Source organism: Brevibacillus sp. BD137 (assembly GCF_041644655.1).
Lineage (GTDB): Bacteria > Bacillota > Bacilli > Brevibacillales > Brevibacillaceae > Brevibacillus > Brevibacillus brevis_D.
The window spans coordinates 389,609-400,976 of record NZ_JAOTNO010000004.1 but is presented as its reverse complement, the minus strand read 5'-3'; the positions used below and the strand labels follow the sequence as shown (position 1 = coordinate 400,976).

11 protein-coding genes are annotated in these 11,368 nt (G+C 47.4%); 4 read left to right on the top strand and 7 right to left on the bottom strand.

Annotated features, from left to right (window positions below):
• The first annotated feature begins 101 nt into the window (after positions 1-101).
• On the top strand, positions 102-482 hold the full coding sequence (locus tag ODZ53_RS11870; protein WP_372677202.1) for a VOC family protein: 381 nt from the start codon (positions 102-104) through the stop codon (positions 480-482).
• 76 nt (positions 483-558) lie between these two features.
• On the opposite strand, the gene ODZ53_RS11865 is transcribed toward ODZ53_RS11870, so the two are convergent.
• A complete protein-coding gene (locus ODZ53_RS11865; RefSeq protein ID WP_016741012.1) occupies positions 559-975 on the bottom strand; it encodes a VOC family protein in 417 nt (138 codons plus the stop codon).
• 70 nt (positions 976-1,045) lie between these two features.
• Positions 1,046-1,255 (bottom strand): hypothetical protein, encoded by a 210-nt coding sequence (locus tag ODZ53_RS11860; protein WP_372677200.1) that lies wholly within the window; start codon positions 1,253-1,255, stop codon positions 1,046-1,048.
• A gap of 250 nt (positions 1,256-1,505) precedes the next feature.
• Here ODZ53_RS11860 and ODZ53_RS11855 point away from each other — a divergent pair, with 250 nt between their 5' ends.
• Entirely contained in the window at positions 1,506-2,444 is a 939-nt protein-coding gene (locus ODZ53_RS11855; protein ID WP_372677198.1) for an ABC transporter substrate-binding protein, read from the top strand.
• Positions 2,445-3,781: 1,337 nt separating this feature from the next.
• Here ODZ53_RS11855 and ODZ53_RS11850 read toward each other — a convergent pair.
• The 4 genes from ODZ53_RS11850 to ODZ53_RS11835 all read right to left on the bottom strand — a co-directional run bounded on the left by ODZ53_RS11850 (position 3,782) and on the right by ODZ53_RS11835 (position 7,225).
• The gene (locus tag ODZ53_RS11850) at positions 3,782-4,501 is read right to left on the bottom strand and encodes a YebC/PmpR family DNA-binding transcriptional regulator (protein WP_012685207.1); all 720 of its coding nucleotides are present in this window, start codon (positions 4,499-4,501) and stop codon (positions 3,782-3,784) included.
• A gap of 160 nt (positions 4,502-4,661) precedes the next feature.
• On the bottom strand, positions 4,662-5,606 hold the full coding sequence (locus ODZ53_RS11845; protein ID WP_372677196.1) for a metal ABC transporter substrate-binding protein: 945 nt from the start codon (positions 5,604-5,606) through the stop codon (positions 4,662-4,664).
• A 15-nt stretch (positions 5,607-5,621) separates the two neighbouring features.
• Positions 5,622-6,482, bottom strand: coding sequence for a metal ABC transporter permease (locus tag ODZ53_RS11840; RefSeq protein ID WP_012685205.1), 861 nt, complete (start codon positions 6,480-6,482; stop codon positions 5,622-5,624).
• Entirely contained in the window at positions 6,482-7,225 is a 744-nt protein-coding gene (locus tag ODZ53_RS11835) for a metal ABC transporter ATP-binding protein (RefSeq protein WP_372677194.1), read from the bottom strand. Before ODZ53_RS11835 ends, ODZ53_RS11840 begins: the two co-directional genes overlap by 1 nt.
• Before the next feature lie 416 nt (positions 7,226-7,641).
• On the opposite strand from ODZ53_RS11835, the gene ODZ53_RS11830 reads away from it, so the two are divergent.
• A complete protein-coding gene (locus tag ODZ53_RS11830) occupies positions 7,642-9,012 on the top strand; it encodes an amino acid permease (RefSeq protein ID WP_372677192.1) in 1,371 nt (456 codons plus the stop codon).
• 49 nt (positions 9,013-9,061) lie between these two features.
• On the opposite strand, the gene ODZ53_RS11825 is transcribed toward ODZ53_RS11830, so the two are convergent.
• Complete coding sequence (locus ODZ53_RS11825; RefSeq protein ID WP_372677190.1) at positions 9,062-9,403, bottom strand: hypothetical protein; 342 nt, start codon at positions 9,401-9,403, stop codon at positions 9,062-9,064.
• 108 nt (positions 9,404-9,511) lie between these two features.
• Here ODZ53_RS11825 and ODZ53_RS11820 point away from each other — a divergent pair, with 108 nt between their 5' ends.
• Positions 9,512-11,341: an adenine deaminase gene (locus tag ODZ53_RS11820; protein WP_372677188.1), complete on the top strand. Its 1,830-nt coding sequence runs from the start codon at positions 9,512-9,514 to the stop codon at positions 11,339-11,341.
• The last annotated feature ends 27 nt before the right edge of the window (positions 11,342-11,368 follow it).

Genomic DNA, 11,368 nt, shown 5'->3' with positions numbered 1-11,368 from the left:
CGAGTGATTGTCAAAATGAAAGTGTGGAACTTACAGGTTTTTCCTACCATTGTCGTCGAAATGATAGGCGATAGATTTTTGGTCGAATGGGAGATGAAAGGATGGCTCAATCACTGTTAAAAGGTATGGAAGGGGTTTTTATACCTGTGAAGGACCCCGGTGCCTCTGCAAAATGGTATGAAGAAAAGCTTGGGTGCAGACCTTTGTTTGTGGAAGAGGAGGCAGTCACGATGCAGATCTCCGATGAATCAAGCACCGTAATCTGTCTCGTGCGCGTAGAGAACCATCAGCCGATGACATTTCCGGAAAATCAATTTGGTGTAGGCAAATACTATAATTTTCTTCCCGCGGACATTGAGGCAGCACATCAGCTGTTAACAGAGCGTGGGGTGAGGGTAACCCCGATTGATGGATTTGGGTCTACGAAGGTGCTGACGTTTTTTGACCCAGACGGGAATCCACTTGGGATGTGCCAGTATTGAATGAAAAAAAAGGGCAAAAAGCTGGAATCTTTTTTCGATCCCGTGCTTTTTGCCCTTAGTTCGTATACTCCGTCTTTTATTCCTGTGGAACAGCGCCTTGATCCATATGCAAGAACTCCCACAGATGGCCATCCAAATCTTGAAAGCTCCAGCCGTACATGAAGCCATGGTCAACCGGGTCTTTCGATGGAGTTGCGCCCGCAGCAAATGCTTTGTTTACGATCTCATCGACTTGCGCTCTGCTGTCCGCAGACAACGCGACAATGACCTCGGTACTTCTGGTTGCATCCGTCAGCTCTTTTTTCGTAAAGGTTTGGAAAAACTCTTCGACGAGCAGCATGGCAAAAATATTTTCGCCGATCACCATGCATGCTGCATTTTGATCCGTAAATTGCGGGTTAAATTCATAGCCGATTGCCGTAAAGAAGTCGATCGATTTGTTGAGGTCCTTCACCGGTAAATTAACGAAAATTTGTTTGGATTGCAATGCCATGTGTACTTCCTCCTCGGGGTTGTTTTTCCTTGATGTCTATATCCTAGCATTTCGGATTACCCGAGGCTTCTTATGGATTGCTATTTTGCCATGTAGCCGGATTCTCCATCAGCTTGTAGACCAATCGGAGCGGACGATGGGTGACGTATACACTAGTCGCGTCTTCCCGTGACATTGCTTTGCTTTTGTTAGGAAGCGGTTTAGAATCCTCTGCATACGGAAGAATGATTCCGATCACCTGTTTCCTGTCCACATCAAAATGAACTGTATAGCCCCCCATATGATGACCTGATGTTTCATTTCTTCATACAAAGAAGCTCCTCCATTCTCTTGCTGTCGGCTGATCGACTACTTTCCTATGCGAAAATTTTCTTGGATACCCATTAGTGTCTTAAGCAGGAAAAAGGTTACAGCAGAATGTTTGAAAATGTTCAGGAATGTAACAGCGACGGATGGATCGGGTAGCCTATAATTTACATGAGTCCTGCTACTTTCCTGATAACACAAGAAGTAAGAACGGAGTGACCTGTATGTATAAACGGCTACTAGCTATCCCGATTGCCGCTTTGCTCCTCGTCCTGGCAGCCTGCGGAAATGGTGGACAAACGGGCGATTCAGCGGCATCGAAACCGACCAGATCGATCACTTACTTAGGCAACACTTATACAATTCCGGCCAGAACCAAAGCTATTGTTTTCGTAGGCTTCCCTGCTTCGTACGAAGATTCTTTCTTGCTGGGAATCCCGCCCGTCGCTGCTACGGTAGACAAAAACGGAAAGTTTCCGGCGGAATATCAAGCCATGATCAGAAATGCCAAGCAGCTCCCCTATCCTATAACAGATAACCTAAGTGAGCTGGTTGCCCTTGAACCTGACGTCATCATGACAACTGACAAGATCTCCAAGGAAGACTTGGCCAAATTGCAAACCGCTGCATCCGTCATTCCCGTCTCCACGAACGGAGCTCATTGGCAAGAAAACTTGCGTCTGCTCGCTGATGTTCGTGGAAGAGATGACAATTTGGATACCTTTATAGGTAAAGTGAAGCAAAATGCACAGGAACTCCGCGACAAGCTCGCTCCACTCCCGGAAAAGAAAGTGCTGACGCTGTGGTTCCAAGAAGGCTCCTTTTACGCCTATCCAAAGGATGAACGGTACAATAACCTGTTATATACGGACTTGGCCCTGCCTGTCCCAGATGTCGTCGCGAATATGAAGGAGCGTACTGCGCTCTCTATGGATGCTTTGGCAAAAGAAGATCCCAACTACTTATTTGTGATGGTCACAAAAGAAGACCAGCCCGCTTTCAAGCAGTTACAAGAGCAGCCTGCATGGAAAAATCTACGTGCAGTCAAAGCTGATCAAATGTACGTGAATGCAGTTGAACCAGGATTAGCTGGTGGCACTGCCTACAGCAACCAACAGTTTTTAAATGCTGTTCGAAAACAAATGCTAAAGATGAGTGAATAAAAAGATGGGCTTTGCTCATACTATACTCATCGAGCTCGGTGGTGTGTTCTCAATCAGGCTTAGTCCTTTACGGAGGCGATGTGCCATGGATGATTTACACGATCACCTAGTGAGTAAGGAAAACCGCACACTGCTTTAAGCTTCTAACTTCATACTGGAGGTAGATGCGTCGCACGTGATGATCGGTAACACCTCAAAACTAACGAGCTCGATATATGCCGTCTCCTTTATGGAGGCGGTTTTTATTTCTTTTAAAAATTGTTTATCGGGCTGTTGTGGTGGGGAGGAAACAGGAGAAAACTCTCAGCTTCTTGTCCCACCCCCAGGGTAGCGTAAGCTGCCCGGCTCCATGAAAAAAAGCGAAACCCGCGTCCAAAGTCGTTCATTCAGGAGGTGTCTCAGAGGTGGACGCTAAAAGCTTGTTTCTCTTTTTTTCATTGCGCCTCGGTCGGTGTGCCAAAGATCTTCGCTTTTTTCACCTGTTTCCTCTACGAGCTTTCCAGATTAAGACGGGTTTTATAAGCCTTAAAAGATTGATGAAATGTAAGCAGTTACGCCAGAGAAGAATATTTCCAGACGTAGCGACTTGTGGAGTCCTACCGAGCGGAGAAGGGATTTGCGGGCAACAGAAACGCAACCGTGCCCGAGCGACGTAGCGGCTACCACATTTGCGTTTCCCCGCAAATCCCTTCGGAGCGGACAGTCCCAACCCTCAGCAGGACGGAGCCTGGAGCCTAGTCTGGAAATATTCTTCTCTCCACCGCAGCCACATTATGTAGTTGCTGTAGTGCTGGGAGGAAACAGGAGAAAACGCTCAGCTTCTTGGGTCCCACCCGCTGGGGGATTGACTGCCCGGCTCCATGAAAAAAAGCGAAACCCGCGTCCAAAATAGTTCTTTCAGGGAGTGTCCCAGAGGTGGATGCTAAAAGCTTGTTTCTCTTTTTTTCATTGCGCCTCGGGCGGTGTGCCAAAGATCTTCGCTAATTTCTCCTGTTTCCTCTACGAGCTTTTCGTGTTAAACGAGTTTTAAAATCCTTAAAAGATGGAAGAACGTGTTCAGTTCCCACAGAGAAGAATATTTCCAGACGTAGCGACTTGTGGAGTCCTGCCGAGCGGAGAAGGGATTTGCGGGCAAAAGAAACGCAACCGTGCCCAAGCGACGAAGCGGCTACCACTTTTGCGTTTCCCCGCAAATCCCTTCGGAGCGGACAGTCTCAACCCTCAGCAGGACGGAGCCTGGAGCCTAGACTGGAAATATTCTTCTCCTCACCACAGCCAATACACAGCACATAAAAAAGACCCTTGTCCTAAAACAAAGGTCTTCTCCATTAAAAACATTATTCACCTAAATCAACGTTATGGTACACCTGCTGCACATCGTCCAAGTCTTCCAAAGCATCGATCAGCTTTTCGAATTGAGCTTGTACGTCTTCTGTCAGCGTTACTTCGTTTTGTGGCAGCATGGTCAGTTCAGCTACGGTAAACTCTGAAACGCCACCATTTTTAAGTGCTTCTTGTACAGCATGGAACTGTTCGGCATCTGCGTAAACGATGACAGCACCGTCTTCTTCCAAAATGTCGCGCACGTCTACGTCCGCTTCCATCAAGATTTCCAGCACTTCATCAGAGGATTTGCCTTCCAAGCCAAATACCGCTGTTGGGTCAAACATATAAGCTACCGAACCGGATACGCCCATGTTACCGCCGTTTTTGTTGAAAGCGGCACGCACTTCAGGAGCTGTTCGGTTTACGTTGTTGGTCAGTGCATCCACGATGATCATGGAACCGTTTGGTCCAAAGCCTTCATAGCGCAGATCGCTAAACGTTTCATCAGAGCCGCCCTTTGCTTTATCAATCGCGCGGTCGATAATCGCTTTCGGTACGCTGTACGTTTTAGCACGCTCCAGGACGACCTTCAGAGCACGGTTGGACTCTGGGTCCGGCTCGCCTTGCTTTGCCGCTACGTAAATTTCCTTCCCGAACCTTGCGTAAATACGACTGGTGCTCGCGTCCTTAGAAGCTTTCTTCTCTTTAATATTGTTCCACTTACGACCCATAATCCCACTCTCTTTCAATATGACAGATTAAATATGAATACTCCGGATTCCTTTTGCACACTAGCCTATTATACCTCAATCTGATGAAGGATGTTAAGCAGTGGAAGAATTTAAAAGCACAGCCCCTGATTAGGAGAGCTGTGCTTTGCTTTTACGATGCTTATTTCTTGGTCAATCCTTCGTAAATTGTCTTGATATTCCATTCCATCATTTTGATGTACGTATCACCATCTTCTCCGGGCTTTCCGAGCGAGTCCGTAAATACTTTCCCGACAATCGGTACACCTGTTTCATTCGATACCATCTCCATGCTGCGCGGATCGATACTCGTCTCTACAAACAGAGCCGGGATTTTTTTCGCACGGATTGTATCGACCACCTGTGTGACCTGCTCGGGTGTTCCTTGGTTCTCTGAGTTGATTTCCCAAATGTATGCCGCTTCAAAATCGTACGCTTCGCTGAAATATTTGAACGCTCCCTCGCTCGTCACAAGCAAACGCTGTTCTTTCGGAATCTGGTTGTACTGCTTAACCGCTTCCTCGTGTAGCGCAGTCAGCTGTTCGATGTACTTTTTGGCGTTTTGCTCATACGTTTCCTTGTGCGCTGGGTCCACCTTGATCAAGGCATTTTTTGCATTCTCTGCATACTTGATGCCATTGCGTACATCTAGCCACGCGTGCGGGTCTTCTTCGCTCTCCTTGCCTTTGGTCGTCAAGTGCTTGGCTGCTACGCCTTCACTAAGACGGAACACGGGTGCATCCGGACCTGTTTTGCCTGCTGTGGTCATCAGTTTATCGAACCAGGAGTTACCTGCTTCCAAATTCAGTCCATTGTAGAAAACCGCGTCTGCATCCGTCGTTTTTTGCACGTCAGCAGGCAGTGGGTCATATTCATGCGGATTGGAGCCAATCGGAGCGAGACTATGGATCTCTACCCGATCTCCCCCAACATTTTTCACGATGTCATACAGAATCGAATACGTGGTTACGACCTGTAGCTTGTCACTCTCTGATTTCGTAGGCTCGTTCGCACTTTGCGGAGCACCACACGCTGCCATTAATACGGTTGCTAGTAGGAAAACGAAAAACAGATTCCACTTCTTCATGACGATAATTCTCCTTTACTTTAAGAGCTCGATTCGTTTTTGCCGAGCTCGGATTGATTTCCATACCACCCCGTGTTTTCGGGAGAAGAGAAAGGCCAGGAAGAAGAGCACAGTTGCAACCACGACAATCGTGGCACCAGAGGCCAAATTATAGGTAAAGCTAAAATAAAGGCCGATAACCGAAGACAGCATCCCAAAACCGCCAGCCAAGAAGATCATGATCGACAAACGGTCCGTCAAAAGATAAGCGGTAGCAGCCGGTGTAATCAACATGGCGACGACGAGCACGATTCCTACGGTTTGCAAGGAAGCGACCGTTACCATCGTCAACAAGGTCATCAGCAAGTAATGAATGAGGTTGTTACGCAAGCCGTAGGCAGCAGCAATGGTTGGATCAAACGAAGTCAGTAACAGTTCTTTGAAAAAAGCGTAGACTGTCACGATGACGATGACCCCGATACCAACCGTCACCCACATATCTGACGAGCGCACAGCTAATACATTCCCGAATAAAATGTGATACAGATCGGTACTGCTTTTCAGCATCGTAACCATGATGATCCCGATCGCAAAGGCAGACGTGAACAAAATCCCGATCGCCGTGTCGTTCTTGATGCGGCTATTTTGGCTCACGTAGCCAATTCCAACAGCGGTGAGTACACCCGTTAAAACAGCGCCCACGAAGAAATTGATCCCAAATGCATAGGAGAGAGCCACCCCAGGCAAAACAGCGTGTGAGATGGCATCCCCCATCAAGGACATTCCGCGCAAGATGATAAAGCTACCGATGACGCCGCAGATTAACCCAACCACTACAGATGTAAACAATGCTTTTTGCAAAAACTCATACTGTCCAATTGCCATCAAGAAATCCATTATGCAAGCACCTCGGTCTTTTCGAGAAATGGTAGCTGATAGGAATATGCTCTCGACATGACTTCTCGATTCAGCACTTCATCGACCGTACCGAACTTGATCAATTCTTTGTTCATGAGAAGAAGCTGATCAAAATACGCATATGCTTTGGACAAGTCATGATGGACGACCACGATTGTTTTATCCTGAAATTGCAGCTCTTTCAAAATGCGAATGATGGTGTCCTCACTCGCCACATCAATCCCCACAAACGGCTCGTCTAGAAGCAGTAGCTCCGGTTTTTGTGCAAGTGCCCTTGCCAGGAAGACACGCTGTTGCTGTCCGCCGGAGAGCTCCCCAATCTGCCTGTCGCGGAAATCCTCCAGCCCTACTCTTCTCAAGCATTCCAGCGCCCACGCTTTTTCCTTTTTTTTCGGAAATTCGAACAGTCCGACACTTGGATAGGTTCCGATCAGTACGGTGTCCATGACGGTGATCGGAAACGTCCAATCAATCATGCTCCGTTGTGGTACATAGGCGATTTTCTTCCGGAATTCATTTGTCTCTTTCCCAAAAATCCGCACATTCCCCTTATCTCTCGGAATGAGGTCCAAGAGCGCTTTGATCAAGGTTGACTTCCCTGCCCCGTTTGGACCGATGATTCCAACCATACTCCCTAGCTCAACGTCAAACGAGACATCCCGAACAACTTCGTTCCCAAAGTAGGAGACATGCAAGTCCCTTACCGCGATAGCAGATTCCATGCTTCTTCCCTCCAAATCATAGCCCGTTGTATGATCCCGTCCAAAAAACGATGGTGAAACGGGTAATTCCTCTATGCATATATGCCTACACACAACAATGTAGTCTTGCACCAATAATATTTGCCCAAGAAAACTAATGTGGTTGTGTATAAAAAAGTTTCCCTAATGCAAAATTAAATGATTTCCATTCTCATGTCAATATCTTCTTTTTTCTGAAATACAAAAAAAGTGCGGCCTTTGTTTAAAAGAACCAACACTTCCAAAATGTTACTATTTCGTTCATAATTAAAAGCTTTTTTTCTATAAAAATAAATAAACATATGTGAAACAACAATAGTTATGTTAATATGAACATTATCTGTTTGGTAAAAATCTAAAAATTAAAAACTAACTAAAAATAGAGAGAGGTGGATCGTATGCAGGATCAAAAATTGGAGAGAGGTCTGAAAAACAGACACGTACAACTTATCGCGATCGGCGGAGCAATCGGAACAGGATTATTTTTGGGCGCAGGAAAATCGATTCATTTGGCCGGCCCATCCATCTTATTTGCTTACTTGATTACAGGCATCATCTGCTTTTTAATCATGCGCTCACTCGGGGAGCTCCTCTTGAGCAATTTGAACTACCATTCTTTTGTGGATTTCGTCAAAGACTATTTGGGGAATATGGCCGCATTTGTCACGGGCTGGACGTACTGGTTTTGCTGGATTTCCATCGCCATGGCCGACCTGACAGCTGTTGGTCTTTATACGCAATTTTGGTTTCCAGAAATACCGCAGTGGATGCCAGGCTTAATCGCCCTCGTGATTTTGTTAATCATGAACCTGGCGACAGTGAAGCTTTTTGGAGAAATGGAATTTTGGTTCGCGCTGGTTAAGGTCATCGCGATTCTCGCTCTGATTTTTGTCGGTATTTTCATGATCATCAAGGGCTTTTCTACGAATGCTGGTGCGTCCAGCTTCACGAATCTCTGGAGTCATGGCGGTATGTTCCCGAACGGCTTCAATGGGTTCCTTCTCTCCTTCCAGATGGTCGTGTTCGCATTTGTTGGAATCGAGCTCGTCGGTCTAACAGCCGGTGAAACAGAAGACCCAAAACGAGTCATTCCAAAAGCGATTAACCAAATTCCGATTCGGATTTTGATTTTCTACGTTGGCTCACTCATCGTCATCATGAGCATTTATCCTTGGAACGCGATCAACCCGTTAGAGAGTCCGTTTGTGCAGGTCTTCGCAGCGATTGGCATTGCAGCCGCTGCCGGTATCGTTAACTTTGTCGTACTGACATCTGCCGCTTCCGCCTGTAATAGCGCCATTTTCAGTACAAGCCGTATGGTCTACTCCCTTGCTAAAGAAAAGAATGCACCTGTGCCCCTTACCAAACTGACTGCCAACAAGGTTCCGGCAAATGCACTCCTCTTTTCGACGATTGTTATCCTTATCGCCGTTGTCTTGAATTACGTCATGCCAGAAGGCGTATTTACACTGATCACTAGCGTTTCGACCGTTTGCTTTATCTTTATTTGGGGTATTACCGTCATCTGTCATTTGAAATATCGCAAAACGAGACCAGATTTAGCAAAAGCGAATTCGTTTAAAATGCCGCTCTATCCTTTTGCCAACTACCTGATCCTGGCATTCCTTGCCTTCATTCTGGTCGTGCTGGCACTCGCGGAAGATACACGAGTCGCCTTGTTCATCACACCTGTGTGGTTTATTTTACTCGTTGCGATTTACAAACTGCGGAAAACAAAGACAAATGAAATAGAGATAGCAGAACACTAAGCGGCGCCTCCTGTTTTCACTTTCAACAACGGTGAAAATGGGAGGTGCTTTATTTTGGTATGTCCTCGTGATGCTCCCTTTCAAATACCCCTTCGATCACAAGCCCCTTCTTGCACTTTAGGTAGTACATAAACGGAAAATAGGAGACGCAGCCAAACAAGACTGCACCCACCCCATACAGCGACGGTACAAAAAGCAACTGCAAAATTCCCGCTACCCATCCTTTAACCTGCATACTGAATAGCAATGCTTCCGAAGTGCTCAACTGCCCCATTACGAGTAATAATAGAAAACGGAAGGCCCCATCCAAAATCCCAATTGAAACCCCAGCGCCCACGCACAGCTTTAGGTAGGACGATATTTTTAGGTATTTGACTTTTACTCTCGTCATCCACTGCACCCTCTTTTTCAAAAATTTTTCTAAGAGAAAACTAGCTTCCTTCGGCTTCGATGTGTACGATATGTAAAAAACCAAATCCAGCATGAGGTGATAGTAAACATGACACAGCAGCATTCGTCCTTTGCAAGACCTCCACTCGCAGATTGCATTCCTGATCTCGTTGCCTTTTCCAGAGGGGAGAAAAAAGCAACCCTCTTCATCCATAACGGCACTCTCGTCAATGTTCTCTCCGGTGAAATCTTGCCGAATATGTCCATCGCTGTCGTTGGCACCCGTATCGCCTATGTCGGTCCTTTTGTGGAAGGAATGACGGATGAATCAACCACGATCATCGATGCAAAAGGAAAGTATATGGCACCAGGACTGTTAGACGGGCACTGTCATATCGAAAGCAGCATGCTGTCCGTGACGCAGTTCGCCAATGCGGTATTGCCGCTTGGTACCACAGGCGGCTTTTTCGATGCGCATGAGATCTCGAATGTTCTCGGTCTACCTGGTTTGCGCATCATGCTGGATGAGGCGAGACAAACACCCATGGCTGCTTACATGCAGGTCGCTTCCTGCGTCCCTTCCACAGATGCTTCTTTTGAAACGGCTGGGGCAGAATTCGGACCAGCGGAGGTCGCGGAAGCATTGAGCTGGGGACCCGATATGATCGCGCTCGGAGAAGTCATGAATTTCCCTGGTGTTGTGTACGGGGACCCGAAAATGATTGGAGAGATTCAAGCGACACTTCGGGCAGGAAAAGTAGTGGATGGTCACTATACATGGCCGTCAAGTGATCCGCGTCTGGCTGCTTATGCCGCTGCGGGTGTAACCGGGGACCATGAGTGTGTGACCAGCGAAGATGTCGCACAGCGTGTACGCCTTGGCATGTATGCCAAAATGCGCCGCGGCTCAGCATGGCACGATGTTGCAGCAACGATCAAAGCACACACCGAACAGGGCATTGACTCCCGCCGGATGATGCTCGTGTCCGATGACCGCATCTGTGATTCGTTGAAAGAAGAAGGACATATGAACTTCATCGTCAGACATGCGATCTCGCAAGGAGTCAAGCCTGTGACTGCCTTCCAGATGGCGACCATTAATACAGCAGAACGATTCGGTGTCGCACGAGATGTAGGTTCGATCGCACCGGGTATCATCGCCGATATCATTTTGCTCGACGGGAATCTGGCTGATGTAAATGTCGTGACGACGATCGCACGCGGTGAAGTAGTGGCGGAAAACGGTGAAATGACGCTCGAACTTTCTCCGTTCCCTTACCCTGCGTTTGCCATCAGCTCTGTGAAAATCAAGGCTGAGCTCACTCCCTCTGACTTCATTATCAAGACCCCTGTTCCGTCTGGGACGATCAAGACACGCGTGGCTGTTGCCCGGGAAAATCACGTGGAGACGGACGAAGTGTTTGTCGATGTGGCTGTCGCAAATAGTGAGCTACAGATTACACCTGAGAGCACGCTGTGCAAAATGGCTGTTTTCGAACGCCATGGGAAAACAGGCGGCTCTGGCATTGGGATTGTCGGCAATGTCGGATTTAACCAACCAGCAGCGATTGCCATGACTGTCGCCCATGACTGCCATAACGTGCTTGTCATTGGAAACGACGATGAGCGGATGGCAAAATCAGCCAATGCTGTGATCAGCATGCAAGGTGGTATCGCTGTCGTGACTGGAGACGGCGAAATGGTGGAGCTTCCGCTGCGTTTAGCTGGACTGATGTCGACCGAGCCTTATGAAACAGTTGTACAGCAGTCCATGGAGATTAGCCAAGCCTTGGTGAAGGCGGGCTGCACGATGAACTACGCCTTTATGACATTGTCTTTGCTTGCTCTGGTCGTCATACCGACGTTGCACATATCAGATACGGGCTTGATTCGCATTTCAGATGCGGGATTTGAGCGAGTATCACTGTTTGTGGAATAACGATGACATCCCCTCTTTTGCGAATGT

Excerpts from the sequence above, each read along its gene's own strand:
- ODZ53_RS11870 (WP_372677202.1), top strand. The coding sequence starts at position 102 with ATGGCTCAATCACTGTTAAAAGGTATGGAAGGGGTTTTTATACCTGTG.
- ODZ53_RS11865 (WP_016741012.1), bottom strand. The coding sequence starts at position 975 with ATGGCATTGCAATCCAAACAAATTTTCGTTAATTTACCGGTGAAGGAC.
- ODZ53_RS11860 (WP_372677200.1), bottom strand. The coding sequence starts at position 1,255 with ATGGGGGGCTATACAGTTCATTTTGATGTGGACAGGAAACAGGTGATC.
- ODZ53_RS11855 (WP_372677198.1), top strand. The coding sequence starts at position 1,506 with ATGTATAAACGGCTACTAGCTATCCCGATTGCCGCTTTGCTCCTCGTC.
- ODZ53_RS11850 (WP_012685207.1), bottom strand. The coding sequence starts at position 4,501 with ATGGGTCGTAAGTGGAACAATATTAAAGAGAAGAAAGCTTCTAAGGAC.
- ODZ53_RS11845 (WP_372677196.1), bottom strand. The coding sequence starts at position 5,606 with ATGAAGAAGTGGAATCTGTTTTTCGTTTTCCTACTAGCAACCGTATTA.
- ODZ53_RS11840 (WP_012685205.1), bottom strand. The coding sequence starts at position 6,482 with ATGGATTTCTTGATGGCAATTGGACAGTATGAGTTTTTGCAAAAAGCA.
- ODZ53_RS11835 (WP_372677194.1), bottom strand. The coding sequence starts at position 7,225 with ATGGAATCTGCTATCGCGGTAAGGGACTTGCATGTCTCCTACTTTGGG.
- ODZ53_RS11830 (WP_372677192.1), top strand. The coding sequence starts at position 7,642 with ATGCAGGATCAAAAATTGGAGAGAGGTCTGAAAAACAGACACGTACAA.
- ODZ53_RS11825 (WP_372677190.1), bottom strand. The coding sequence starts at position 9,403 with ATGACGAGAGTAAAAGTCAAATACCTAAAAATATCGTCCTACCTAAAG.
- ODZ53_RS11820 (WP_372677188.1), top strand. The coding sequence starts at position 9,512 with ATGACACAGCAGCATTCGTCCTTTGCAAGACCTCCACTCGCAGATTGC.